General features: G+C 65.8%; 24 protein-coding genes. 12 read left to right on the top strand and 12 right to left on the bottom strand.

All coding sequences use genetic code 11. The features are described from left to right. The first annotated feature begins 3 nt into the window (after positions 1–3). Positions 4–990 carry an arginase gene (rocF, locus tag RBJ75_RS17950; RefSeq protein WP_044410030.1) on the top strand — a complete coding sequence of 329 codons (987 nt, stop codon included), beginning with the start codon at positions 4–6 and terminating at the stop codon, positions 988–990. A 16-nt stretch (positions 991–1,006) separates the two neighbouring features. Here rocF and RBJ75_RS17955 read toward each other — a convergent pair whose 3' ends face one another. Further along, positions 1,007–1,516: a flagellar biosynthesis repressor FlbT gene (locus RBJ75_RS17955; protein WP_052628902.1), complete on the bottom strand. Its 510-nt coding sequence runs from the start codon at positions 1,514–1,516 to the stop codon at positions 1,007–1,009. Between the two features lie 88 nt (positions 1,517–1,604). After that, positions 1,605–3,812 carry a DUF1522 domain-containing protein gene (locus RBJ75_RS17960; RefSeq protein ID WP_276156686.1) on the bottom strand — a complete coding sequence of 736 codons (2,208 nt, stop codon included), beginning with the start codon at positions 3,810–3,812 and terminating at the stop codon, positions 1,605–1,607. A gap of 276 nt (positions 3,813–4,088) precedes the next feature. Between RBJ75_RS17960 and RBJ75_RS17965 the strand changes: the two genes are divergently transcribed. From RBJ75_RS17965 to RBJ75_RS17985, 5 genes are all read left to right on the top strand, one after another. After that, the gene (locus RBJ75_RS17965; RefSeq protein WP_052628770.1) at positions 4,089–4,850 is read left to right on the top strand and encodes a helix-turn-helix transcriptional regulator; all 762 of its coding nucleotides are present in this window, start codon (positions 4,089–4,091) and stop codon (positions 4,848–4,850) included. Between the two features lie 101 nt (positions 4,851–4,951). Continuing rightward, positions 4,952–6,574, top strand: coding sequence for an ABC-F family ATP-binding cassette domain-containing protein (locus tag RBJ75_RS17970; RefSeq protein ID WP_044404514.1), 1,623 nt, complete (start codon positions 4,952–4,954; stop codon positions 6,572–6,574). Between the two features lie 248 nt (positions 6,575–6,822). Beyond that, a complete protein-coding gene (locus tag RBJ75_RS17975; protein ID WP_044404517.1) occupies positions 6,823–7,944 on the top strand; it encodes an acyl-CoA dehydrogenase family protein in 1,122 nt (373 codons plus the stop codon). Next, positions 7,945–8,685: a PIG-L deacetylase family protein gene (locus RBJ75_RS17980; RefSeq protein WP_044404519.1), complete on the top strand. Its 741-nt coding sequence runs from the start codon at positions 7,945–7,947 to the stop codon at positions 8,683–8,685. After that, positions 8,682–9,287 carry a class I SAM-dependent methyltransferase gene (locus RBJ75_RS17985; RefSeq protein ID WP_044404521.1) on the top strand — a complete coding sequence of 202 codons (606 nt, stop codon included), beginning with the start codon at positions 8,682–8,684 and terminating at the stop codon, positions 9,285–9,287. The genes RBJ75_RS17980 and RBJ75_RS17985 overlap by 4 nt, the downstream gene beginning before the upstream one ends. On the opposite strand, the gene RBJ75_RS17990 is transcribed toward RBJ75_RS17985, so the two are convergent. Both RBJ75_RS17990 and RBJ75_RS17995 read right to left on the bottom strand, forming a co-directional pair. Beyond that, the gene (locus tag RBJ75_RS17990; RefSeq protein WP_276156403.1) at positions 9,193–10,380 is read right to left on the bottom strand and encodes a glycosyltransferase; all 1,188 of its coding nucleotides are present in this window, start codon (positions 10,378–10,380) and stop codon (positions 9,193–9,195) included. The genes RBJ75_RS17985 and RBJ75_RS17990 overlap by 95 nt on opposite strands. 364 nt (positions 10,381–10,744) lie before the next feature. Then, on the bottom strand, positions 10,745–11,230 hold the full coding sequence (locus RBJ75_RS17995) for an Lrp/AsnC family transcriptional regulator (RefSeq protein ID WP_044411153.1): 486 nt from the start codon (positions 11,228–11,230) through the stop codon (positions 10,745–10,747). A gap of 108 nt (positions 11,231–11,338) precedes the next feature. Here RBJ75_RS17995 and megL point away from each other — a divergent pair, with 108 nt between their 5' ends. Continuing rightward, positions 11,339–12,538, top strand: coding sequence for a methionine gamma-lyase (megL, locus tag RBJ75_RS18000; RefSeq protein WP_044411156.1), 1,200 nt, complete (start codon positions 11,339–11,341; stop codon positions 12,536–12,538). Between the two features lie 209 nt (positions 12,539–12,747). On the opposite strand, the gene RBJ75_RS18005 is transcribed toward megL, so the two are convergent. Continuing rightward, positions 12,748–13,944 carry a DUF2125 domain-containing protein gene (locus tag RBJ75_RS18005; RefSeq protein ID WP_276156404.1) on the bottom strand — a complete coding sequence of 399 codons (1,197 nt, stop codon included), beginning with the start codon at positions 13,942–13,944 and terminating at the stop codon, positions 12,748–12,750. Between the two features lie 48 nt (positions 13,945–13,992). On the opposite strand from RBJ75_RS18005, the gene RBJ75_RS18010 reads away from it, so the two are divergent. Next, positions 13,993–14,571 (top strand): gamma-glutamylcyclotransferase, encoded by a 579-nt coding sequence (locus RBJ75_RS18010; RefSeq protein ID WP_044415433.1) that lies wholly within the window; start codon positions 13,993–13,995, stop codon positions 14,569–14,571. A gap of 255 nt (positions 14,572–14,826) precedes the next feature. On the opposite strand, the gene RBJ75_RS18015 is transcribed toward RBJ75_RS18010, so the two are convergent. The 4 genes from RBJ75_RS18015 to ftsE all read right to left on the bottom strand — a co-directional run bounded on the left by RBJ75_RS18015 (position 14,827) and on the right by ftsE (position 18,217). Beyond that, the gene (locus RBJ75_RS18015) at positions 14,827–15,612 is read right to left on the bottom strand and encodes a lysophospholipid acyltransferase family protein (protein ID WP_044415431.1); all 786 of its coding nucleotides are present in this window, start codon (positions 15,610–15,612) and stop codon (positions 14,827–14,829) included. Positions 15,613–15,624: 12 nt separating this feature from the next. Further along, positions 15,625–16,356 carry a YdcF family protein gene (locus tag RBJ75_RS18020; protein ID WP_044415429.1) on the bottom strand — a complete coding sequence of 244 codons (732 nt, stop codon included), beginning with the start codon at positions 16,354–16,356 and terminating at the stop codon, positions 15,625–15,627. A gap of 184 nt (positions 16,357–16,540) precedes the next feature. Then, a complete protein-coding gene (locus tag RBJ75_RS18025; protein ID WP_044415427.1) occupies positions 16,541–17,479 on the bottom strand; it encodes a cell division protein FtsX in 939 nt (312 codons plus the stop codon). A gap of 78 nt (positions 17,480–17,557) precedes the next feature. After that, entirely contained in the window at positions 17,558–18,217 is a 660-nt protein-coding gene (gene ftsE / locus RBJ75_RS18030) for a cell division ATP-binding protein FtsE (RefSeq protein WP_044415425.1), read from the bottom strand. Between the two features lie 192 nt (positions 18,218–18,409). Here ftsE and RBJ75_RS18035 point away from each other — a divergent pair, with 192 nt between their 5' ends. Further along, a complete protein-coding gene (locus RBJ75_RS18035; protein WP_044415423.1) occupies positions 18,410–19,306 on the top strand; it encodes an MJ0042-type zinc finger domain-containing protein in 897 nt (298 codons plus the stop codon). 169 nt (positions 19,307–19,475) lie between these two features. Continuing rightward, positions 19,476–19,853, top strand: coding sequence for a response regulator (locus RBJ75_RS18040; protein WP_044415421.1), 378 nt, complete (start codon positions 19,476–19,478; stop codon positions 19,851–19,853). Between the two features lie 380 nt (positions 19,854–20,233). Here RBJ75_RS18040 and RBJ75_RS18045 read toward each other — a convergent pair whose 3' ends face one another. Continuing rightward, entirely contained in the window at positions 20,234–22,810 is a 2,577-nt protein-coding gene (locus RBJ75_RS18045; protein ID WP_044415439.1) for a TIGR02302 family protein, read from the bottom strand. A 158-nt stretch (positions 22,811–22,968) separates the two neighbouring features. On the opposite strand from RBJ75_RS18045, the gene RBJ75_RS18050 reads away from it, so the two are divergent. Next, complete coding sequence (locus RBJ75_RS18050; protein ID WP_044415418.1) at positions 22,969–23,349, top strand: carboxymuconolactone decarboxylase family protein; 381 nt, start codon at positions 22,969–22,971, stop codon at positions 23,347–23,349. 179 nt (positions 23,350–23,528) lie between these two features. Next, entirely contained in the window at positions 23,529–24,419 is an 891-nt protein-coding gene (locus tag RBJ75_RS18055; protein ID WP_044415417.1) for an NAD(P)-dependent oxidoreductase, read from the top strand. Between the two features lie 269 nt (positions 24,420–24,688). On the opposite strand, the gene lysA is transcribed toward RBJ75_RS18055, so the two are convergent. After that, complete coding sequence (gene lysA / locus RBJ75_RS18060) at positions 24,689–25,954, bottom strand: diaminopimelate decarboxylase (protein WP_044415415.1); 1,266 nt, start codon at positions 25,952–25,954, stop codon at positions 24,689–24,691. A 6-nt stretch (positions 25,955–25,960) separates the two neighbouring features. Then, the gene (gene lptM, locus RBJ75_RS18065) at positions 25,961–26,212 is read right to left on the bottom strand and encodes an LPS translocon maturation chaperone LptM (RefSeq protein ID WP_173427381.1); all 252 of its coding nucleotides are present in this window, start codon (positions 26,210–26,212) and stop codon (positions 25,961–25,963) included. Positions 26,213–26,241 lie beyond the last annotated feature (29 nt).

Raw genomic sequence — 26,241 nt, forward strand, 5'->3', positions numbered from 1 at the left:
CGCATGTCCTCTTCCGGCGCATCGATCACATGTGACTCACCGCGGCGGATCGCGCTGCTCGGCGTGCCGATCGAGATCGGCGCCGGCCAGCGCGGCACGCTGATGGGGCCGGCGGCGCTGCGCACCGCCGGGATCGGCCGGGTGCTGGCCGAGCTCGGCTATGCGGTCGAGGATCACGGCGATCTGGCGCCGGCCCCGGTCGAGACCAGCGTGCTGCTGCCGCCCAACGCGAAAAGCTATGACGAGATCCGGCCCTGGATCGGCAAGGTCAGCGAGCAGGCCTATCGGCTGGCGCGCACCGGCGCGCTGCCGGTTTTCATGGGTGGCGATCACAGCCTGTCGATGGGATCGGTCAACGGCGTGGCGCGGCACTGCGCCGAATCCGGCCGCAAGCTGTTCGTGCTGTGGCTCGACGCCCATGCCGACTACAACACCACCGCCACCACGTTGACCGGCAACATGCACGGCATGTCGGCGGCGTTTCTGTGCGGCGAGCCCGGCCTCGAGCGATTGCTCGGCGATCAGCCGCGCGAGGCGCTCGGCCCCGGGCGGCTCGATCTGTTCGGAATCCGCTCGATTGATCCCTTGGAAAAGGATCTGGTGCGCGAGCGCCGGATCGCGATCGCCGACATGCGGGCGATCGACGAATTCGGCGTCGGCGTGCTGATCCGCCGGGTGATCGACCGCGTCAAGGCGCAGGACGGCGTGCTGCACGTCTCGTTCGATGTCGATTTTCTCGATCCGGAGATCGCGCCCGGCGTCGGCACCACGGTCCCGGGCGGCGCCACCTATCGCGAGGCCCATCTGGTGATGGAGCTGCTGCATGATTCCGGGCTGGTGCGCTCGCTCGACATCGTCGAGCTCAATCCGTTTCTCGACGAACGTGGCCGCACCGCGCGGGTCGCGGTCGAACTGATCGGCAGCCTGTTCGGCATGCAGATCTCCGACCGCCCGACGCCGAGCAACGCGGTGCTGCCCGACGCCGACTAACGATGTCGCAAGCCAGCTACGCGTCGACCAGCACGGCGTCCGGTTCGGCTTCTTGCGGCTTGCGTTCCGGACGGCCGCGGCGCGGCGCGCGGATCACGACCGGCGCGCTGGCGGCCTTTGGCTGGAACAGGCCGGTGAGTTCGGCGGCCCAGTCGCGCTGCGGATATTCGCTATAGAGCAATTTGCGGTATTCGCGGATCGCACCGTAGAACGATCCCTTGGCGATCTCGCTATTGGCAGCGGCGACGGTCGCGGCCGCCTGCGGCATCTGCGCCAGCAATTCTGCGACCAGTTCAAAATACCGCGCCACGCTCGCGCCGTCGCAGCCGAGATACAAATTCTGGACGCAGAGATAGACGCGCTTCAGCGGCGTGTCGGCGCGCTCCTCGAGCATCGCATGGGCCTGGCGCAGCACCGGCGCGGCGCCCTCGATGGAGAATTTCGCCGGCTCCGACCAGGCATTCGTCACGACGGTCGTTCCGATGAAGATCCGCTCATAAGGCATCATCTTCACTTTCAGGGCCATCGCATCTCTCCGAACGATCGTTGCGGTACGTCAGTTAGTAGATGGGACGGCGGGGCTGTTCCCGCCGTCCCGATTGTCGTCAGATCGCTTAGCGCAGCAGCTGCAGCACGCTCTGCTGCGAGGTGTTGGCCAAGGACAGCGCGGACACCGCAATCGACTGGCGGGTCGACAGCGCCTGGCTGTTGGCCGCTTCCTCATTGGTGTCGGCCAGCGTCAGGTTCGACGAGCCGGTCTGCAGCACGTTGATCAGATCCTTGGAGAAGGACTGACGGGCCTGCACGACCGACAGGTTGGAGCCCAGAGCCGAAGCCTGCGACCGCAACGTGGTCGAGGCCGTGGTCAGGGTCGCCAAGGTCTTGTTGGTCGCGGCGTTGTCGATGAAGTCGGTGCCGGCGGTCAATTTCGACAGACCAAGACCGTTCGGGTCGAAAGTCACGCCTTCGATGTTCAGCGTGGACTTGCCGGTTTCGTTGAACACCAGCTTCAGTTGGTCACCGTTCAGCAGGTTGACGCCGTTGAACGACGCGTCCTGGGCCGTGGTTTTGATCTGGTCCATGACGTCATTGTACTGCTTGACCAGATTGGCGCGGGTCGACTGGGCGACCGGGTCGGCAACAGGGTCCGTGGGCGCGGAGAAGAACGACGCCGCGGTGCCGCCGATCTTGCCGCCGGACAGCGTGGAGCCGAGCGTCGAGGAGGCGTAGTCATTCGCCGCCGAGATCGTCAGCTTGCCGGTGGTGTCGATCGAGGCCTGCAGGTTGTTGGCCTTCAGCGCCGTATTCAGGTCGCTGAGCGACTTGACGGTGCCATTGGTGCCATCGCCGATCGTGATGTTGACCGCGGTGCCGCCGTTGAACGAGTCGAAGGTCAGCGTCTTGCCGCTGATGCCACCGGCGGTCGCGGTGCGGGCGACGTTGAAGCTGGTCCCGGTTCCCTGGGCGCCGGCCAGACCCAATGCCGACAGCGCGTTGCCGGTGCCGGAGATCTTCAGATCGCCGGCCATGCCCGAGCTGATCTGCAATTGACCACCGGAGAGCACCTTGGACGCCTCGCTGCCCGAGGCAACCGCCAGCGTGGCGGCACCGTTGCTCACCGGGGCAACCTGCGCACCGCTGGCGATGTCGATGGCGGTGAGCACATCGTCCATCGTGCCGCCCTGCAGGTAGACGGTCGAATTGCCGCTGCCGTCGGTAATGACGTTCTTGCCCGTCACTTTGCCCGAACCGTAGTCTGCGGCGGCCGGCAACTTCGCGTCCGCGAAGGTGATGGTCTTGCCGTTCACGCTCAGCGTCGAGCCAGCCTGCACCATTCCGGATCGGCTGACGGTGGCTCCAGCGGTCGTGCTGGCGGTTCGGTCGGCCGAGAAGCTGCCGACGCCGGTCGCTCCCGAATTCAGTCCGAACGCCGACAGCAGGGTGTTGTTGCCGGAGATCTTCAGATCGGAGCCCGTCGAGGTGCTGAGCACCAGCGCGTTGGTCGCGATCGAGGCATTGGCACCCGAGCTGTTTGCCAGCGTCGCGCCACCACCAGTGATCGTCGCGTTTTGCACGCCGCTCGCCAGATCGATAGCGTTCATCACGTCTTGAACGGTACCGCTGTTCAAATAGACGGTGGAATTGCCCTTGCCGTCGGTGACCAGCTGATTGTTGACGCCGGAACCGGCCGGCAAAGTGGTGGCGGCCGGCGCGTCGCCATTTGCGAAGGTGACCGTGTGGCCATTCACCGTCAGGCTGTTGCCGGCCACCGGCTTGTCGGTGCCGAGCGCGCTCAGCAAGGTGGTGGTCGCGAGACCCGTCACCGTTGCGCCGGTCTTTGACCCCGCGACGCCGCCGAGCAAGGTCGTGCCGGAAATCGCGCCGGGAGCGGCTTGACCGTCCTGCAGGCCGAGGCTTTGGGCCGAGCCGTTGGAATAGGTCGCGGTGCCGCGCAGGTCGTCGGCGGTGGCACCGGCGATGGTGGTCGAGACGCTGGACTTGCTGGTGTAGCCGGCGACGGTCTGCAGCGCCTGGTTGGCGATCGACTTGGCGCTATCCACCAGCTTGTTCAACGAGGTGATGCCGGTATTGGCGGACTGCAGGATCTGCACGCCATTGCCGATGCCATCCAGCAGATTGTTGATGTCGCTGGCACGCGAATCGAGCGAAGCGGCGGTGAAGAAATTGGTCGGATTGTCGAGCGCCGAGTTCACCTTCTTGCCGGTCGACAGACGGCTCTGGGTGGTCGAAAGCATGTCCGCGGTGGCCTGCAGCGACGACAGGTTCTGCCGCACGGCGTTGGAGAGAACAATTCCTGACATTTAGGTATATCCTTCTGGACTACGCATATTTTGAGCGCCGAACTTTTCTGTCGGCACGTCACCATGAATTGCAGCCGAGAAAGCCGGGTGAAAAATGCCACGTCATTTCGGGTGCCATTCACACCCTTTCGGGTGAAGCCGTTTTATCCAGCCGGATTGGATCTCGTCATAAAGTGCGCAAGCACACAGCACCGTCGGCATGGATTTTTGATTTGCATCAATGAAGGCCAATGATCGAATCAGAGATCAAATCTGTTGAGCATCCCGCGCGAGCAAATGATGATCCATCATGAGATCAGTGCGATCCTGGGTCACATTTCCATCAGCGGCGTGGTTCTCGATCGATTCGGCAACATCATCGACCTGAGCGACGAATGGAAGTTGAAGCCGGTCGGCTCGACGAACCATGCGCGCGTCAATGTCGGCGATAATTATTTCGAGTGCTGCATCCGGCCGGATCTGCACTCGATCGAATTGCTGCGCGGTTTTAAAAATTTGCTCGATCGCAAGATCGATTTCTTCTCGACGATCTGCGGCCAGCCCGCCGCCGAGGGAACCGATTGGTACTTGGTTGTGGCATTCCCCAAGGCGCCAGGGCTACCGACCACCGTGGTACTCCACATCGACATTTCGGCAATTCTGCAGGGCCGCTCCGAATTGTCGGCCTTGATGGTCGGCATCGGCGACGCCGCCTCGGCGCAGGTCGACGCCGCGATCACCACCACGATTCGCCGCGCCATCGCCGAGACGCTGTCGCGGCCGAAGGAACGCCCTCCGGAACGGCCGATGGAGCGCGATCGCACTGGCAGCGATCGGGACGAGAAGCAACTCGACAAGCTCAGCAGGCCTCAGATCGAGCTGCTGGGATATCTGGCCCGCGGCATGAGCAATCTGGAAATCGCCAAGGCGCGGGGGATCAGCATCAATACCGTCAAGGCCCAGGTCGCGACCGTGATCCAGAAGCTCGACGTCGCCAATCGGACCCAAGCGGCGCTGTTCGCGGCGCGCAACAATATCGATCTCGGCCTGCATTCCTGAGCCGCGTCGCCGCCGGCCGGCGGCGCAGGCCCGGCAACACCCTTCCACCGCGACGCCACATGGGCTAAGGGCCGCGCAGCCCCTTGCAAACGCGTGAGCCCATGATCCGTCTCGACAATATTTCCAAGCAGAACGGCCACCAGCTGGTCTTCATCGAGGCCTCGGCGGCGTTGCTGAAGGGCGAGAAGGTCGGGCTGGTCGGCCCCAATGGCGCCGGCAAGACCACTCTGTTCCGGATGATCACCGGCCAGGAAGCGCCCGACGAGGGCCAGGTCTCGGTCGATCGCGGCGTCACCATCGGCTATTTCAGCCAGGATGTCGGCGAAATGGCCGGCCGCAGCTGCGTCGCCGAGGTGATGGACGGCGCCGGCCCGGTTGCCGAGGTGGCGGCCGAACTGGCCGAGCTGGAACACGCGCTGGCCGACCCCGAGCGGGCCGACGAGATGGAGCAGATCCTGGAGCGCTATGGCGAGGTCCAGCACCGCTTCGAGGAACTCGACGGCTACGCGCTGGAGGGCCGCGCCCGCGAGGTGCTGGCCGGGCTCAGCTTCACCCAGGAGATGATGGACGGCGACGTCGGCAATCTCTCCGGCGGCTGGAAGATGCGCGTGGCGCTGGCCAGAATTCTTCTGATGCGGCCCGCCGCCATGCTGCTCGACGAGCCGTCGAACCATCTCGACCTCGAAAGCCTGATCTGGCTGGAGCAGTTCCTGAAAGGCTATGACGGCGCGCTGCTGATGACCTCGCATGACCGCGAATTCATGAACCGCATCGTCAACAAGATCATCGAAATCGATGGCGGCGCGCTGACTTCCTATTCGGGCAATTACGAATTCTACGAACAGCAGCGCGCGCTCGCCGAAAAGCAGCAGCAGGCCCAGTTCGAGCGGCAGCAGGCGATGCTGGCCAAGGAAATCAACTTCATCGAGCGCTTCAAGGCGCGCGCCTCGCACGCCGCGCAAGTGCAGAGCCGGGTCAAGAAGCTGGAAAAGATCGAAAAGGTCGAGCCGCCGAAGCGCCGCCAGACCGTGGCGTTCGATTTCCTCCCCGCTCCGCGCTCCGGCGAGGACGTCGTCACGTTGAAGAACGTCCAAAAAGGCTATGGCAGCCGCCGGATCTATGACGGGCTGGATTTCCAGGTCCGACGCCGCGAACGCTGGGCGGTGATGGGCATCAACGGCGCCGGCAAGTCGACGCTGCTGAAACTGGTGGCCGGCACCACCGAGCCCGACACCGGCACCGTGGCGCTCGGCGGCAGCGTCAAGATGGGCTATTTCGCCCAGCACGCGATGGATCTGATCGACGGCGAACTCACCGTGTTCGAATCGCTGGAGCAATGGTTTCCGCAGGCCGGCCAGGGCTCGCTGCGGGCGCTGGCCGGCTGCTTCGGCTTTTCGGGCGACGACGTCGAGAAACGCTGCCGGGTGCTGTCGGGCGGCGAGAAGGCCCGGCTGGTGATGGCCAAGATGCTGTTCGATCCGCCGAACCTGCTGGTGCTCGACGAGCCGACCAACCATCTCGACATCGCCACCAAGGAAATGCTGATCAAGGCGCTGTCGGAATATGAAGGCACCATGCTGTTCGTGTCGCATGACCGGCATTTTCTCGCCGCGCTGTCCAACCGCGTGCTGGAGCTGACGCCGGACGGCATCCACCAATATGGCGGCGGCTACACCGAATATGTCGCCCGCACCGGCCAGGAAGCGCCGGGCCTGCACGCCTGAGCCGTCACGCGCGCGATGGCGATGTCGAAGGCGCGACAGGTTTGACCGAGCAGCGCCGGCCCGAGCGGCAAGCGCCTGTCGCTCGGCATCGCCATACCTGTCTGCCAATCTGATCGGGCGCCCTCGGGGACACCGCCACCGGCTTTATCAGCGGGGCGCAGCCGGATGGCTGCGGGACATGGAACCTTGTCACCGGCAAGGACTTCAATGAGCGAATATCGCTATTCCCGTCCGAACCGCCAGCGTGAGTGAAACCCATTCTGACCTTGTCAAACGCCCATCATCTGCACGAGCGCGCCGCCGCGTTTGCGAAGACCGCGTCCGACGCGGCGGAATCGGCCGACACCGCGGGGGCGATCGACGCCGCGACGTGGGGGGCGTTTCACCGATCCGGCCTGGCGATGGCCGCGTTTCCGGAGGCGCTTGGCGGGGCCGGGCTGAGCGAGGGCAGCCGCCAAAGCGACCTGTGCATGATCCTGCGCCTCGTCGGCGCCGCCGATCTGTGTTTCGCGCGGCTGTTCGAGGGGCATATCAACGCCATCGCACTGGTCTGCCGCTATGGCACCCGGGCGCAAATGCTGTCTTTGGCCGACAGCGTCGCGGAGGGCGCTTTGTCGGCCGTATGGGGAGCCGATGACGCCGCCGGGCTGGCGATCAAACAACAAGGCGATCGCTCCGTATTGCGGGGCCGCAAGATTCTGGCCTCCGGAGCCGGGCTGGTTACGCGTCCCATCGTGACCGCGGCGTCCCCCGCCGGACAGATGATGTGTCTTCTCGATCTGGCGCGGCACGACAATGTCGACCTCAGCGGATGGACCCCGCTGGGCATGCGATCCACCATGACTGGCGCGGTCGAACTGTCGGGGATCGGCGTCGGTCCCGACGAGATTGTCGGCGTGGCCGGCGACTTCATGCGACAGCCGCATTTTTCCGGCGGCGCCTGGCGCTTCTGCGCCGCCCAGCTCGGGGCGATGGAACGTCTGGTCGAATTGTTTCGCGAACACCTCGTCGCGCGCCGCCGCGCCGACGATCCCTATCAGCTCCAGCGCGTGGCTCACTGCGTTGCATCGGCGAATACGGCCCGGTTCTGGGTCGAGGAGGCCGCCAGACGGTTGGGCGCTTCGGATCACGATGCGGCCTCCACCGTCGCCTTCGCCAACATGACCCGAATGGTCACAGAACGCTGCGCGCTCGAGATCATGCAGGAGGTGCAGCGCGGGGTCGGCCTTGTATCCTTCATCCGGCCGAACCCGATCGAGCGCATCAGCCGCGATCTATCGACCTATCTGCGCCAGCCGGCGCCCGATCTGGCAATGGGCGACGCCGCCAGAGCCTGGCTGGCTTCGACCGATCCCGTGGGAGAGTTCTGATTGAACGCCGGAGACTATCTCGACGCGATTCGGGCGCTGGCCGTGGGTTCGCTGCAGGATTTGACCGGCAATCATCCATTCGTGGTGCTGTCGCCGCATCCGGACGATGAGTCGCTGGGCGCCGGAGGGCTGATCGCCGCCGCATCTTCGCAGGGCCCGCGAGCAGAGGTCATGGTGATCACCGATGGTTCGGGATCGCATCCGGGCTCGAAACGCTATTCGCGCCAGCATCTGATCGATCTGCGCCAGGCGGAACTCGCCGAAGCGGGGCGACTGCTCGGGCTTGGTCCTGATCGCGTCCATCACCTCGGCTTGGTTGACACCCAGGCGCCGTCAAGCGGTGCGGCGTTCGATCACGCAGTCGCCACCATCACCGAGACCTGCCGCAAAGCCGACGCGCGATCGCTGTTCGTGACCTGGGACTGCGATCCGCATTGCGACCACGTCGCGGCCGCCCGCATGGCCGAAGCCGTGCGGCGGCAACTGCCGCAGCTGCACCTCTGGGCCTATCCGATCTGGGGCTGGCATCTGGACCGCTCGACGATGCTCGAGCGGCCGCGACCGCGCGGGTTGCGGCTCGATATCTCGCGCCATCAAACCATAAAACGCGCAGCCATCGCCGCCCATGTCTCGCAAATGACGGATCTGATCGATGACGATCCCGACGGCTTTCGATTTACCGATACAACGCTCGCGCCGTTCCTGGGGGCGTTCGAATATTTCATCGAGGTCGCGCCATGAGCCGGAAGACCGACACGATCCAGCCGGACTACTTCGAAGACAAATATCAGTCTGACATCGACCCCTGGCAATTCCGCACCAGCGCCTATGAGCGGGAGAAATACGCCACCACGATCGGCGCGCTCGGACAGAAGAGATATGCCAAGGCTCTCGAAATCGGCTGCTCGATCGGGGTGTTGACCGGATTGTTGGCCAAGCGATGCGACGCGGTCGTGGCGATCGATGCGTCACCGACCGCGATCGCCGCGGCGCGCCAGGCGGGGATTGAAAATGCCAGCTTCCTCACCGGCACCGTGCCCCAGGATTTCCCGGCGGGCAGGTTCGATCTGATCGTTCTGTCCGAGGTTCTGTACTATTTCGCCGCTCCCGATCTGGCGCGGCTCGCCTCCCTTTGCATGACCGCGTTGCAGCCCGGCGGTGAGATCATCCTGTGCCATTGGCTCGGCGAGACCGACTACCCGTTGACCGGTCAGGCCGCCAGCGACCTGTTCGCGCAGGCTGTCAACGTCAGACTGCCAGCGCGAGCGTTGCTGCGCGATGAGGTGTATCGGCTGGAACGGTTTTCGCAGACCCCGCCGGCAGCCGCAGGTGCCGGAGAATAAGTCTCGCGATGGCGATCTGCCGCGGCAGGTCGGATGGCCGCAACGGCCGACCGCGCTGCAGGCTTGGGCTGTCCTGGCATAGCTTGCGCCAGACATCCTCGAATGCCGCGCCTGGCTTCGCATTCCAGCTATCGGATTCGGCAATGCGCCAGCCGCCACCCGGGCTCTGCGGCACTACAGAGCCGTTCAGAACGGCGCGCAAGCGGCCCCGGTAGATCGCGCGGCGGGTCGCTGCGAGGGCCGGTTCGAGATCGTCGTCGCAGGGCGCGTCCGGCATGGCGTGGCGCTGCCGCATCGTATCCGCCGCCCCGCCCTGGGCGCGGCCGTCGAACCGACACGAGGTGGAGACGCTGACACCCATGGCGTGACGGACCTTGAAACCGGCGCGCTCCAGCGTTGCGGTCAACGCGGAATCTTCGCCCACCGGTAACGGCGGCAGCCCGCCGATCGCCCGATAGGCCGCCAGCGTGACCGCCAGGCTGGCGCCGGACGAAACCCTGTGATTCGGCCATGGGTCGTGGGGCCGGTGATCGCAACGCGCATAGATCTCGGCGATCAGGCGCAGATAGGTATCTTCCAGCCGGCCGCGCGCGAGAAATCTCCGTCCCAGGCTGACGAGTTCGAGCGGATTGGCATCGATATAGCCGGCGACGCAATCGACGCCCTTGGAAAATTCGTCGATGGTTGCGGCAAACCATGTTGGCGAGACGCAACTATCCGCGTCGGTGGTGAGGATCAGCCCGTTCGCGCCGCGCTCCGCGAGGCAAGCCGCCGCCAGATCCATCGCCCGCTTGCGTGCCCAACCGGCGCTCATCCTGTCCGTCGCCAGCCGCTCTTCGACCACCATCATCCGATGTGGTAGCAGCTTGGCAAACGCCGTGACGACATCCACGGTTGCATCGCTGCAATTATTGGCGAAGATCAGGATATCGAACGCTCCCGCCGCTACCGGCGCGCCGGCCTCGTCGCGCTGCATCGCCAGAGCGGACAGACAGGCTTCGATTTTGACGGCTTCATTGCAGGCGGGAATCGCCACGATAGCGGGCCAGTGCGTGCGGGACGACGTCTGGCGCGGGATGAATGTCGGACGCACGGACTACTTCTCTGCTTGCGGAATTGCCGACTGCACAAGTCGGCGTCGATGATTAAGTTCCTCGCCTCAATCGCGCAGCCGCATAGTCGAGGACATCCAAATGTCGCCCTCCCGACGGAACCGTTAGTTCCCTTCTTATTCAAGATTCTACCGCGGCAAATTGGCCCGCGCCATTTGGCGAAGCTGTCGCGGGCAATTCGTTTCATTCCATGCGGCGTCACGATCAGCCGTCTCGCCGTGCCGTGACCCAATCATCGCCGCGATGACGGCTCATGCAAACCGACATGAAACGGCGTGGTACTAGGTATCGCGCCGGCTTGGTCGGCGGCGGCGGCCACGAGGCCGGCCGCATGCCTGAGCGCGCTCAATCCGCGTTGATCGGTAGTGCACCATTGGCGCGGTAGCTGCGCATCGCGAAGCTGGAGCGGATATCGCGCACCGTCGGCAGCGACAGGAACCGGCGCAGCACGGTGGATTCGTAGGTCGCCATGTCGGGCACCACGATCTCGACCAGGAAGTCGGCCTCGCCGGAAACCAGATGGCAGCCGACCACTTCGGGCATCGCCAGCACGGCGGTGACGAAGGCCTCTTCATTGTGGCGGGAATGACGATCGACCCGCACGCCCGCGAACACGGTGAGGCCGAGCCCGATGGCCTGCCGGTCCAGCACCGTGCGGTAGCCCTCGATCGCGCCGCCGGCCTCGAGCAATTTGACCCGGCGCAGACAGGGCGACGGCGACAGCCCGACCCGCTCGGCCAGCGCGACATTCGGCAAGCGGGCGTCTTGCTGCAGCGCCTGGAGGATCTTGCGGTCGATGCGATCCAGCGTCGTCTTGGCAGCATCGCTCATTCAACAGGCCTCGCTAAAGCATAAATGCCAAAAATCATCGCCACAACAGATCACTTTGGTACAATCGACACAATGTTTTGGCATAGGCTGGGGGCAAAGGAGCCAGCGATGTCCAGCAATCAGCGCCCACGGGGATTTTCGACCCGCGCCATCCATGAGGGTTATGATCCGCTCGACTATCACGGCGCGCTGAATCCGCCGGTGTTTCTGACCTCGACCTATGCGTTCGATCGCTCCGACACCGGCTCCAGCCGCTTCGCCGGCACCGAGGCCGGCTATATCTACAGCCGGGTCGGCAACCCCACCGTCAGCGTACTGGAAACCCGGCTCGCCTCGCTCGAGGACGGCGAAGCCGCACTGGCGACATCGTCCGGCATGGGCGCGATCACGGCGGTGATCTGGACCTTGCTGAAAGCCGGCGACGAGATCGTCGCCGACCAGACGCTGTATGGCTGCACCTTCGCGCTGCTGCATCACCAGATCGCCCGCTTCGGCATCAATACGCGCTTCGTCGATCTCACCGACCCGGCCAATCTGCGCGATGCGATCACCGCCAAGACCCGGCTGGTGCTCACCGAGACGCCGTCAAATCCCAACATGAGGGTGGTCGATATCGCCGCCACCGCCGAAATCTGCCGGCGCGCCGGCGTGCTGCTCGTGGTCGACAACACCTATTGCACGCCCTATCTGCAGCGGCCGCTCGCGCTCGGCGCCGACATCGTGGTGCATTCGGCCACCAAATATCTCGGCGGTCACGGCGATCTCTTGGCCGGCGCCGTCATCGCCAGCAAGGAGCTGATCGACCAGTTTCGCTTCGTCGGCATCAAGGAGCTGAACGGCGCCTGCATCTCCGCATTCGATGCGTTCCTGGTACTGCGCGGGCTGAAGACGCTGACGCTGCGGATGGACCGGCACTGCGAAAGCGCGTTGCGCCTGGCGCATGATCTGGAGGGCCACCGCGCTGTCGAGCGGGTGTATTATCCCGGGCTCGACAGCCATCCGCAGCACGCGCTAGCACGCCGGCAGATGAGCGCGTTCGGCGGCATGATCGCGATCGAACTGGCCGGCGGCCTCGACGCCGGCAAGGCCTTCATGGACGCGGTGCGGCTGGTGACCCGTGCGGTCAGCCTCGGCGACGCCGAAACCCTGGTGCAACACCCGGCCAGCATGACGCATTCGACCTATTCGCCCGAGGAGCGCGCCCGCCACGGCTTCACCGACGGGCTGATCCGGCTGTCGGTCGGACTGGAAGATTACGACGATTTGCGCGCCGATCTGATCGAGGCGCTCGACCAGGTCTGTGACTGATACTGCGGGGGTAAGCGCCCGACCGAAAGTCCGCTCGACGAATTAAGCTACGTCGTCATTGCGAGCGGAGGCGGCGCGCAGCGCCGTCCGAACAGCGAAGCAATCCAGGGCGTCATACAGCTACTTCTCGTGCGGCCCTGGATTGCTTCGTCGCAAGAGCTCCTCGCAATGACGACGGCTCATCCATTGCCCGCTTCTTGAGTGCCGCCTCAGAACAGCGGCTGCACCCGCGCGACTTTCAGCGGGCCGAGCATCACCACGCCGTCGACGAAGCGCAGCGGGAAGCTGCGGGCAGCCTTGCCTTCCAGCACCGCCGGCTGGCCGAGCGCGTTGATGCCGGCGGCGACGCCGACATTGGCGTTGCGGCGAACCACCTTTCCGAGTCCGGGAATCGCGCGGTCGAGCGCGCCCATCAGCCTGTTGAGGTCGTTGGATTTGACGCCCGGCGCGAGCTTGTCGAGCGTGGCCTGCGGCACGCCGTCTTCGAGGATCTTGTCGATGCCGAGCTTGGGGATCACCTTGTCGATCCCCGCCACGATCATCTGCAATTCGCCGTCGACATTGCCGCTGGCGGTGAGCCCGAGCGATCCGGTGGCGACCGCGATCATCTCGCCCTGCTGGATCCGCGCCTTGGTGAATTCGATCCGGCCGCCGGCGGCCTGCAATTCGCGAAACCGCATCGGCCACGGCTTCGGCGAAAAATCCTTCAGCCCGCTCAGCAGCGTGCGGATCTCGGCGTCGAAACTCTCGGCCAGCAGCGGATGCACGCCCTGGACGCTGGCGCCGGTGAGCTGCAGATCGGTTTCGATCAGGGGCTGGCCGGGCGTGGGGCCATCGACCATCCGTCCATGCATCTCGACATGACTGGCGCGCGCCAGCGGCGTCGGCACCGTGCCAATGAGGCTTTCGAGCACGGGATCGTCGAACACCAGGGCGATCCGCTGCGGCGGCCCCGGCAGCCCGACCACGGAGCTGCGTGCGGTTTTCCAGCGCGCGGTCATCGACACCGGCTGGCCGCGATCGGCGAAGCTCGCCGGCCCCTTGAATTCGGCGATCAGCCGCGACGGATCATAGACCTGCGCGATAACCAGGATTTCGCCGAGCCTGGCGGTGAGCGGAGTCTGGCTGGCGGCCTGCGCGGCGGTCTGCGATTTGAGCGCGACGCTGGCATTGGCGCAGCGCACTTCGAGCCGGAACGGAAATCCGGCGACCGAGCGGTCGCCGCATTCGATCGCCCGGCCGGCGGCGGCCTCGCGGGCACGCCAGCTGTCGACCGATTGATCGACCTTCGAGGCCGTGTAAAACCAGAAGCCGGTCCAGGCGATGGCCGCGACCAGGAGCAGAGCCGGAGCGATGAAGAGAGTCCAAAGTCGACGGCGAGGTGGCACGATGATGTGATCTGACATCCGGCGACCTTACAGCACAGAATTTGTCAATTGAGCGATTGAGACGCGATGTCCCCGACTAACCTGCCGAATTCCGACACGCCCAGCGGCGAATTATGGGTTTTCGGCTATGGCTCGCTGATGTGGCGGCCCGGTTTTGACTTCCTCGAGCAGGTTCCGGCGCGGCTGATCGGCGAGCACCGCGCGCTGTGCGTCTATTCGTTCGACCATCGCGGCACGCCACAGCGGCCGGGCCTGGTGCTCGGGCTCGATCGCGGCGGCGCCTGCCGCGGCATTGCCTTCCGGGTCGCGGCCGAGAACCGCGACGCCACCATCGCCTATCTGCGCGAGCGCGAGCAGACCACCAATGTCTATCGCGAGGTGATGCGCTCGGTGTGGCTGCGCGACGACGCCCGCAGCCGGATCAGCGCGCTGGCCTATGTGGTCGATCGCGGCCATGTGCAATATGCCGGCCGGCTGTCGCTGGCCGATCAGGTCCGCTATGTCCGCCAAGGCCACGGTCGTTCGGGCCCGAACCGCGACTATGTGCTGTCGACCGTGCAGGCGTTGGAAGCCCAGGGCTGTCCCGACCGGCAATTGCACCAGCTCGCCGGACTGCTGCGCGACGACGTCCCACCGCATCGCTGATGAATTTGTGCCGAGGTCGTCCGCTCGAGACAAAAGGATGAGTCATTCCGGGGCGCGAGCAGCAACAGCTGCAACGAAGGTGTCATTCCGGGGCGCGAACGGCGCAGCCGTGAGCGAACCCGGAATCTCGCTGAGGCGCCGTGCCTCGCCGCGAGATTCCGGGTTCGCTCGCCCGATGGGCTCGCGCCCCGGAATGACGAACTCCAAGGCACTCAATAGACTCGATAGGAAGACTCGATAGGACGTCGCTTCAGATCAAGCCGTCGGGCGCGCCGGTTTCGGCGCCCGGCTCGGCACCCGGCCGAACAATTGCGCCTGTTCGCGCCGGGCGTCTTCGACCAGCCGGTTGGTGGCGGTCTCGATCGCGGTGCTGACGCGGGTGAGGAATTCGCGGCGGCGCAATCCGGCCGGCAGCGGGTCGAGGAATTCGACCACCAGCGTGCCGGGATAGCGCATGAAGGTCCGGCGCGGCCAGAACAGGCCGGAATTGAGCGCCACCGGCAGGCAAGGCACGTCGCAATCGACATAGATCTGGCCGACCCCGGTCTTGTAGTTCGGCGGCGCATCGACCGGCGTGCGGGTGCCTTCCGGAAAGATGATCAGTTGGCGGCCGCGGCGGACTTCCTCGCCGGCGCGCCGCGCCATCTCGATCAGCGAGCGGCCGCCGACGCCGCGTTTCACGCCGATCATATGCGATTTGATCAGGTACCAGCCGAACAGCGGAATATACAACAGCTCGCGCTTGAGGATGTAGAGCGGCTGATCGAAGAATTGCAGCAGCGCGAAGGTCTCCCACATCGACTGATGCTTCGAAGCGACGATCAGCGGACCCTGCGGAATTTTTTCGAGCCCGCGATATTCGACCTTGATGTTGCACACCACCCGCATCAGCCAGATGCTGCTGCGGCCCCAATATTTGCCGATATTCATGATGCCCCAGCGCGGCATCAGATAGGTCGGGATGCCGATCAGCACCCAGAATGTCAGCAGCAGATAGAATAGCACGTTGAAGATCAGCGAACGCAGGAAGATCGAAACCATCGAATAACCCGATCAGTTGGCGAGGGCCGTCGCCGGCTTGGGGCGATTGAGCGCTTCCGGGGGAGGTTCGGCGGAATCCGGCGCAAGGTCGATGCCGAGATCCGCCAGCCGTACCCGCAGCTCGGCGGCGATATATTTGGCATATTCCGATAGCAGCAGCCGGAACGTGCCGCCACTGGTCCACCACGGATCCTCGCGCCATTTGTCGCCCACCACCGCGAAGGGGATCAGCTCGATCTCCGGCATCGCATGGGACATTTCGACGATCGCGCGCGGCATGTGGTAATTCGACGTCACCACGATCAGCGACTTGAAGCCGCGTTCATGGGCCCAGCGTTGGGTTTCGGCGGCATTGCTGCGGGTATTGACGGCGGAGCGGTCGAGATCGACGCAGCAGGCCAGCCAGGCGCCCTGGCTGTCCGGCAAGGAGCGCGAGATGTCGCTGATGCCGTTGGCCCGATGCACGCCGGAGATCAGCAGCCGCTTGCCATAGCCGCTGGCGAGCAATTCGATCGCGTCCGCCACCCGCGACGAGCCGCCGGTGAGCACCACGATCCCGTCGGCATTGCGGTCCGGCTTCAATTCGGCGCCGCGCAATTGCGACAGAAACGCAACGAAGCCGGCGGCCACACCGACAAAGCCCAGCGCCATCAACGCCACGATCGAGGCGCGCAGCCGGCTGGGACGCCGCGGCGATCGCGCGGGTGCGGTGGGGATCGGATGCTGGTCGGCCTGCGAATTCATCTCCGCCCGATATACTCCGATTGTGGGTTTCCGGTGCCGTCTCTTTCGACGGCCGGGATGACGGAAAACCCAGGCACTCTACGGCTGTTTCCGGCGAAGGGGAGACCGCCGCGCGACCTTAATGTGTTTCCAGAATGCGGGGCGCCGCCGATCCGGACCGGCCGCGCGTCTTTCCATCGGCCCCTCATTCGATCGCATTGAGGGTCGAAAATAATGTCCGTCGCGAGGCCAGCGCGGTGATCGCGGCGATCACCACGCCCTGCCCGGCCAGCGCCAGATAGCCGATCGGCCGCAGCGAGAACGTCCCCAGCAGGGCCGCGAACTGATCCCCGACCGGGGTCCCTGAAAACCAGGTGGCGATCGATTCGGAAAAGCCGAAGCCGAGCATCGCGGCGCCGCCGCCGATCACCGCGCCTTGCAATCCGAGCATCAGGAAATGTCGAAAGAAGCGGTTGGCGATATAGCGATCGCCGGCGCCGACGAAATGCAGAACCTCGACGATCGGCCGGTTCGCCGCCATCGCGCCGCGGGTCGCGAACGACACCGAGATCACGGTGGCGACGATCACCAGCGCCAGGATCGCGATCCCGGCGATCACGGTGGCGCCGGTCATCGACCGCATCCGCTCGATCCAGGCGCGGTGATCGTCGACGCTGGCGGATGGCGCCTGTTCGGTGACCCGGCGGCGCAGCTCTGCGAGATCGAGCACGCTGCCCGGCGCGATCCGCGCCACGATCATCCGCGGCACCGGCAGTTCGTCGAGCGACAGGCCGCTTCCCAGCCACGGCTCCAGCAGCTGGGCGGATTCCTCCTTGGTGTAGGGCCGCACCTCGACAATGCCGGGCTGGGTCCGCACCGCCTCGGCCACCTGGGTCACGTCGCGCTCGAAGTCGCGACCGGCGACGGGGCGGACCTGGACGGTGATTTCGCTGGCGACCTCGGCCTGCCATTCGCCGGCGGAGGCGCTGATCAACAGCACCGCGCCGGTGGTGGCCGAGGCCAGAAAGGTCATGATCGCCACCACCGCGACCAAGGCACGGCCGGCGATCGACGCCCGCGGCACGATCGGCGACAGGTTGCGCGCCCGCACCGGGACCTGCGGACGGTCATGGCCGAGATCCATCAGCGCGTCGTGGCGATCGTCGTGTCTATTCACTGCGCTGCCTGTCCATCCCTGCCCGATGGCTGTGTCGATGCGGTCCTATTCATACACGTGCAGCCGTCCCTGATGCAGCACCAGCCGCCGCGCCTCGTATTGATCCATCAAGGTGATGTCATGGGTGGCGATGACCACCGCGGTCCCGGATTTGTTGAGCTCGATGAACAGCCGCAACAGCCGCCGGCCCAGGGTCGGATCGACATTGCCGGTCGGCTCGTCGGCCAGCAGCAGATGCGGCCTGGCGATCACCGCCCGGGCGATGGCGGCGCGCTGTTTCTCGCCGCCGGACAGGATCGGCGGCAGCGCATCCATCCGCTCGCCGAGCCCGACCCATTTCAACAGATCGATCACCTCCTTGCGGTAGCTCGATTCGGCACGGCCCGTCACCCGGAACGGCAAAGCGACATTCTCATAGGTGGTCATGTGGTCGAGCAGCCGGAAATCCTGCAGCACGATGCCGATCCGCTGCCGCAGCGCCGCGACGTCGTCCTTGTTGAGCAGCGAGACGTCGTGGCCGAACAGATTCACCAGCCCCCTGGTCGGCCGCAACGACAGGAACAACAGCCGCAGCAGCGACGTCTTGCCGGCGCCGGACGGGCCGGTGAGGAACTGGAACGAGTGCGCCGGGATGGTGAAATTGAGATCGCGCAGGATCTCCGGGCCAAGCCCGTAGCGCAGGCCGACATTTTCGAACCGGACCATATTCAGCTCCGTTCGAGGTTGACGCGACGGCGACGACGGGACGGCAGCGGCCGCGGGATCGCCGGGGCTCTCGGCCCCGGCGCCACCAGCGGTGCGGCCGGCTTAGGCCCCGGTTGTGACGCGGTTATGGTTTCCGGTTCGTTAACGGACACGGGGTACGATCCCGTCAGCCTCATCTGTCGCGGTTCGCTCATGCACATCGTCTGTCCCCATTGTACGACATCCTATGCGATCGACCCGTCCACTTTGGGCGATACCGGGCGAACGGTTCGCTGTTCCCGTTGCAAGCAGGTCTGGCTCGCCCGCGCCGAGGACGCCGCCCAGACCGGGGCGCGGGTCGCGGCCATGACTGCAAGCGCCGCGCCCGGCCTCGACAATGATCCGGGCTGGGGCGACCTCGGCGACGACAATGAGGCCCCGGAAGTCGATAGCCCCTCGATCAGCACCGAAATGCCCGAGGCCAGAACCGAAGCCTGGACCGAGGCCGAGCCCAGCACCGCCTTTACGCCGGCCGCCGAACCCGAAATCCCGCCGCAGCGGCGAGACGAGGACTTCGCCGAGACCCGATCCTTCGCCCGGCCGCGTCCACCATCGCGGCTGGCGCGGCTGTTGGGACCGCTCGACAGGCTGGTGAAGCCGGTCAGATCGCTGGTCAGCGCCCCGATCGCCTGCGCGGCGATGGGCGCGCTGGTGGTGGCGCTGCTGGTGTGGCGCGCCGACGTGGTGCGGCTGATGCCGCAGACCGCGACGTTTTTCAAGCTGGTCGGGTTCGAGGTGAATCTGCGACATCTGGCGATCAAGGACGTCAAGATCAGCACGGAGACCGTGGAAAACAAGCCGGTGCTGGTGATCGAGGGCGTGATCATCGGTCAGGGCCGCAAACCGGCCAGCCTGCCGCGCCTGCGCTTCGTGGTCCGCGACGAGCACGGCACCGAAATCTATGCCTGGAACGCGGTGCTGGAACAGGCCGTGCTGCGGCCGGGCGAAAAGGCCTGGTTCCGCTCGCGGCTGGCGTCGCCGCCGGCCCAGGCGCGGTCGATCGATATCCGCTTCTTCTCCCGGCGCGACATGGCGTCCGGCGCAGCCTAGGGCAGGATCGCTAGTCTCCGAATCGTTATCCCGCTCTGGCTTGTTGTTTGAGCATGATGTTTTCCGAAACCGGGATCCACTTTTAGGGATCATGCCCTAGGGTCGCGGTCCGCAGCTTGTTCACTTTACCCGGCGGCCGCCGCAGCCGCCGTATTCTCAGGACGGTCTGATGCCGCGTGTACTGATCGCCGATGACGAAGAATCAATGCGCCTGCTGGTGGCCCGCGCGCTCGCGCTGGACGGCCACGAGACCGTGACCGCCGAGGATGGCGGCGAGGCGCTCGAAATCCTGACCCGCGCCAAGGGCGATTTCGACCTGCTGCTGACCGACATCAAGATGCCGATCATGGACGGCATTGCGCTGGCGCTGGCGGTGAAGCGGGATTACCCCGATCTCACCATCCTGCTGATGACCGGCTTCGCCGACCAGCGCGAACGCGCCTCCGGCCTCGACGCCATCGTCCACGACGTCATCACCAAGCCATTCTCGGTGGCCGATATCCGCACCGCGGTGGCCGACGCGCTGGCTTCGAAGAAGCGGGATTAGGGTGGTCGAAGGAACTTGTGCCCCGGACAGCAGCGTAACGCGCCGCTGTGGCGACGTCACTGGGCAGCGAGGCCGCATTTCAAAAAGTGCGACTGCTGCAAGCGAATCCCTCCCCCTTGCGCGGAGGGTGGCCCGGCGGAGCGCCGCGAGGCCGGGTCGGGGTAGCCACAGACCCAGTACGCGCGGCCTCCAGCCGGCTGGCCCACGGCGATCCACCCTCCCCACAAGCGCGAGGGAAGGAACGGCGGCGACTGTCGATGTCGATGCGCGATCACCGTGCGGACAACCGGTCACGGTTGGGACAACCGGGGTCCCGGCTCTGCGGAGCAGCGCTGCGCGCAGCACCGCGTCCGGGACGCGGTGCTGGAGGTCGGGCCGCCTCAATAATCCTTCAGCAGCCGCTCGATGTAATCGAGTTCGATCTGCGGCCGGCCGGTGTCGCCCAATCGGCGGCGCAGCTCTTCGAGGATGCGGCGCACCCGCTGGACGTCGATCTCGCCCGGGATCTTGACACTCAGATCGTCGCCGAATTCGCGGCCGTGCAACGGCCGGCCGAGCGGATCGTTCTGATTGCCGCCGCTTTGCTGGCGGCCGAGGCGATTGCCGGGGCCGTCGCCCTGGCCTTCGCCCTGCTGCATCGCCTCGGCGAGCTTCTGCGCGCCCTTGCGCAGCGCCTCCAGCGCCCGCCCCTGGGAATCGACCGCGCCGCTGGCATTGCCCTCGCCGAGCCGGCCTTCGGCGTCGCCCATCGCCGAATCGGCCTGACCGAGGCCGTCCTCGCCTTCGCCCTGCTGGCCGGGTTGCTGGCCCGGCTGCTGCCCCGGTTGCTGACTCGGTCCCATGCCGCGCTTGGCCAATTCGTCCTGCAGCTGCTTCAACCGCTCGCGCAATCCCTGCTGGTCCTGCTGCAGATCGCCGAGGTTCGGCTGGCCCTGGTCGTTCTGGCCGCGCTGCCGGTCGCGACGCTGGTCCTGGCCCTGCTTGAAGGTCTTGTCGCGCAATTGCTGCTGCTTGCGGATCATGTCGCCGAGCTCGTTCAGCGACTGCTGCATGTCGCCGGTGCCGTTTTGACCGGGCTGCGCCATCTGCAGATTCTCCAGCATCTGCTGCAGCTGTTCGAGCAATTGCTTGGCGGCGTCCTTGTCGCCGGAGCGCGACAGCCGCTCCATGCGTTCGATCATGTTGTTGAGGTCCTGCTGCCGCATCACCTTGGTATCGGGATCGAGCGGGCGGGCCAGCTGCTGCGGATTGTTCTTCAGGTTCTGCGCCAGCTGACGCAGGAAATTGTCGAGCGCGGCGCGCAGATTCTCGGTGAGCTTCTTGATCTCCTCGTCGCTGGCGCCGCGGTCCAGCGCCTGCTTCAGCGCGTCCTGCGCGGCGCGCAGCGCCTTGTCGACATCGGTGAGGTCGCCGTCCTCGATCGTCACCGCCAATGCCCACAGGCTGGCGACCACGGCACGCAGCTCGTCATCGGTGCCGGCGCGCTCGAGCTCTTGGGCCACGGTGTAGAGCCCGAGATATTGCCCGGCGTCCGGCGTGAACGCCTCCGGCGCGATCAGCAACGCGTCGAGCGCGGTGTAGACCTGGGAATTCTGGTTGGCGTCGAGCGCGAGAATCCGGCGCTGCTCGATCAGCGCCCGCGCCAGCGGCTTGGTGAACAGCCGCTCCGGCAGCCGCATGGCGAACGGCTCGCTGCTGCCCTCATTGCCGGCTTCGTCCTTCGCGGTCAGCGTCAGCGTCACCTCGGCGCCGGCGAAGGGATCCTCGCTGAGATCCTTGACGGTCTGGCCGACGCCGTTGCGGGTCCGCGCATTGGGCAGCACCAGCGCGAATTGCGGCGGCTCGAACAGCGGACGCGGCGGGGTCGCCGCCGCCTCGCCAGGCTTGTCGGATGGCTGATCGGATGTTTTGGCCGAATCGGGCACCGCGGCGAACAGCGCATGGGCCTCGGTGACCCCGTAATCATCCTCGAGCTTGTAGGACATCTGCAGCGAGCCGCGGGCCTGGCGCTCCGGCTCCTTGGCCAGCGCGATAGTCGGGGCGCGGTCGGCGGTGGCGGTGAATGTCCATTTCGGCTGTCCGGACGGCGAGCGCACCTGCGCGGTGCCGTCTGCCGCGATGGTGAAATGCCGCTCGCTGGTGCCCTTGGGTGCGTCCTCGGCCGGTGCGGCCTCGGTGACGCCGCCACCGACGGTGACGTCGAGATGGCCGCCGCTGGAGCGCACCAGCAGCGTCGATCCGACCGGCACCGGCAGCGGCCCCTGCGGGGATGCGCCGGCGTTCTGGTTCGCGGCCGACAGGATGATCGGCGGCTTGTTGGTGTAGAGCGGCGGCGTCACCCAGGCATCGACCCGGACATTGGCGCCCGCCAGCGCTCCGTTCCAGTCGAACGCCGCGGCGACCCGCGCCATGCGCTCGCCGCCGGCGGCAAAGAATGTCGCCACCAGCATCACCACGACCAAAGCGCGCAGCGCCCAGGGATCGTGAATCGGCAGCCGCGGCGACGGCAGACCGGCGCTGATCCGCTTCAAGGAGGCGAGCGTGCGCTCGCGCTGCACCTGCCACAGCGCCATTGCCACCGGATCGCTCGAGGCCAGCGTGTCGGTCAGCGCGGTGGCGGGGCGATGGCGGATGCCGCTGTTGCGGTCGAGACGGGCCAGTGCCTCGTCGCGGCGCGGCCAGCGAAACCGAATCAGCGGAAACAATGCGGCCAGTGCCAGCAGCCCGAACAGCCCCAGCCCCACGGCGCGGCCGATGAAGGGCAGCATCAGCCACAGCCCGGCCCAGGACAGCGCGAGAAACAGCCCGCCGACGCTGAGCAGCCGCGCCAAAGACGGCCAGCTGCGCTCCCACGCGATCGCCAGTCGCGATCGCCGTAAGGCTTGCGACAATTGCAGCCGCGCCAGAGCGTCGCTGTCGCGCGCGGGCTGCGGTGGATCGGGGATGCTGCCGCTCAACAATCTCTCCGGGTTGCCGAACTGCATCCTAGCACAAAGGCCGCAATGAGGCATCGCCCTTCCGAGCGTAAAGCCCGTCCCACCACCGTATCACACGAAAGCGTGACGGCAGCGGCGCGACCCCGTAACCTCCGCCGGCATCCACCGGAGGAACCAAGATGGACAAGACGACGCACGACAAGGGCCTGGAAATTCGCAAGGCGGTGCTGGGCGAGGCCTATGTCGAGAACGCGCTGAAGAACGCCGATGATTTCAACAAGCCGTTCCAGGAACTGGTCACCGAATATTGCTGGGGCGCGATCTGGGGTCGCGAGGAACTGCCGCGCAAGACCCGCAGCATGCTCAATCTGGCGATGATCGCGATCCTGAACCGGCCGCACGAATTGCGGGTCCACATCAAGGGTGCGCTGACCAATGGCGTCACCAAGACCGAGATCCGCGAGATCTTCATGCAGGTGGCGATCTATGCCGGCGTGCCGGCCGGCGTCGACAGCTTCCGCCACGCCCGCGAAGTCTTCGCCGAACTCGACAAGGGCTGAGAAACAAGGTCGTCATTGCGAGCCGGAGATCGGCGCGAAGCGCCGGCCGAAGGCGAAGCAATCCAGGAGCCGCAAGCGAGGACTGGATTGTTTCGTCGCTTCGCTGCTCGCAATGACGCGGCCGCCATCTCGACGCCGGCACGTCTGCGCGCCGTTCATCACACACTTAAGGAAACACCATGGAGATCGGATTCATTGGGCTCGGCAAGATGGGCCTGCCGATGGCGCGCCGGCTGATCGCGGCCGGGCATCAGCTGGTGATCTATGACAAGCGCGCCGAGGCGGTCGAGGCGCTGGTCGGGCTCGGCGCGCGCGCGGCGACATCGCCGCGGCACGTCGCCGACCACGCCGAGACGGTGCTGGCCAGCCTGCCGTCGCTGCAGGCCTCGTTCGAGGTCGCCACCGCCAATGACGGCGTGATCGCGGGCCGGCGCATCAAACGCTTCGTCGACCTGTCGACCGTCGGCTCGCAGATGGCGGTGCGGATTCACGATCTGCTCGCGGCCCGCGACATCGTGCAGCTCGACAGTCCGGTCAGCGGCGGGGTCGGCGGCGCCGAGAAAGGCACGCTGGCGGTGATGGTCTCCGGCCCGCCCTCGGATTTCGACTTCATCAAGCCGGCGCTCGACGCGATCGGCACGGTGTTCTTCATCGGCGACAAGCCGGGCTCGGCCCAGACCATGAAGCTCGTCAACAATATGCTGTCGGCGACCGCCATGGTGGCGACCTCCGAGGCGGTAGTAATGGGGGTGAAGGCCGGGCTCGATCCGGCGGTGATGATCGATGTCATCAACGCCGGCAGCGGCATGAACACCGCCAGCCGCGACAAATTTCCTCGCGCCATCCTGCCGCGCAGCTTCGATTTCGGCTTTGCCACCGGGCTGATGGTCAAGGACGTCCGGCTCTGCCTGGACGAAGCCAAATCGATGGGACTATCGATGGAGGTCGCCGAGGCGGTGGGGCGGCTGTGGGAGGTGGTGATCGACCGGATGGGCCCGGAGTCGGACTTCACCTCGGCGATCCAACCGATCGAACAGGCCGCGGGGGTGGTGGTAGAAACACGTAGATAGTCCGCCATTGCGGCAACCGCGTGCGACTAAAGTTCCAGCGGCCGGGGCGTTAAGGTTGATCAGTTAGGTTAAGCGACGGATTGCATTGCCGCGGCGCGGCGTATCGATAGGATGATCTCATCGCGCAGAGCAGGTCGGCGAAGCCGCCCTTCCCGGCTATGATTGCAATCGCGCGATCGGGACCGCCATTTCTTAGTCGCGTATGGCGGTCCCGCCCTTGCAATCAACTTTCAGCCCGCAATCACTTCAAGCTCACAGCCACGGCTTGCTCACAGCCACGGCGCCGGCTTGTCCATCGCGATCAGTTGTTCGACCTCGACGCGCGGACGCACCACCGCGTATTGATCGCCATTGACCAGCACTTCGGGCACCAGCGCGCGGGTGTTGTAGGTGCCGGCCTGCACCGCCCCATAGGCGCCGGCGGTCATCACCGCGATCAGGTCGCCGGGCGCGGGGAGCGGCAGGCTGCGGTCGAGCGCCAGGTAATCGCCGGTCTCGCAGACCGGGCCGACCACATCGGCGATAATGGTCGGCGCGCCGGGCGCGGGCTGCGTCACCGGCAGGATCTCGTGATAGGCCTCGTACAGGGTCGGGCGGATCAGATCGTTCATCGCCGCGTCGATGATCACGAAATTCTTGGCCTCGCCCGTCTTCACATAGATCACCCGCGCCACCAGGATCCCGGCATTGCCGACGATCATCCGGCCCGGCTCGAACATCAGCGTGCAGCCGAGATTATGCGTCACCCGCTTGACCATCGCCGCATAGGCCAAGGGCTCGGGCGGCGCGGCGCGGTCCTCGTAGTACGGAATGCCGAGGCCGCCGCCGAAATCAACATGGCTGATCGAGTGGCCGTCGCCGCGCAGCACGGTGACGAAGTCGGCGAGCAGCCGGAACGCCGCCTCCATCGGGCCGAGATCGATGATCTGGCTGCCGATATGCATGTCGACGCCGGTGACGCGGATGCCCGGCAGCGAGGCTGCGCGGGCATAGACGGCGCGGGCACGGCTCAGCGGAATGCCGAATTTGTTCTCGGATTTGCCGGTGGTGATCTTGGCGTGGCCGCCGGAATCGACGTCCGGATTGACCCGGATCGAGATCCGCGCCACCCGGCCGGTCGCGCTGGCAATTTGCGACAGCAGCTCCAACTCGGGTTCGGATTCGATGTTGAGGCACAGAATGTCGTGGTCGAGCGCGGCGCGCAGCTCGGCCGCGGTCTTGCCGACGCCGGAAAACAGGATCTTGTGCGGCGGAATGCCGGCCGCCAGCGCGCGCTGCAATTCGCCGCCCGACACCACGTCGGCGCCGGCGCCGAGCTTGGCCAGGGTGCGCAGCACCGACTGGTTGGAATTGGCCTTCATGGCGTAGCACACCAACGCGTCGACGTCGGCGAAGGCCTCGGTGAACACCCGGTAGTGCCGCTCAAGCGTGGCGGTGGAATAGCAATACAGCGGCGTGCCGACCGCATCCGCCAAAGCGGCCAGATTCACGCCCTCGGCGTGCAACACGCCGTCGCGATAGTCGAAATGGCGCATGACGGTTCAGTCCAGCAGCGGATCGAGGATGAAGGACTTCTTCTGGCCCCGCGTCGCTCTGGGATCCGAGTTGGTCCCGTAAGAGGGATCGAACAAAGTGCCCTTGGAGGCCGGCTCGGGCTCGGCCGCAGGAGTTGCGGCGCCGGCGGCGCCCGGCGGCAGGTCCAGCCCCGCCTTACGGCCGCAGCCGGCAAGCGCCAGCGTGGCCGCGACAACAACAAGGATGGCCCATCGCGATGGACTGGCAGAGCGGTTCACGTCGATTTCCCCAATTGCGGCCGCACCAT

The sequence above is a fragment of the Rhodopseudomonas sp. BAL398 genome (genome assembly GCF_033001325.1).
GTDB lineage: Bacteria > Pseudomonadota > Alphaproteobacteria > Rhizobiales > Xanthobacteraceae > JARJEH01.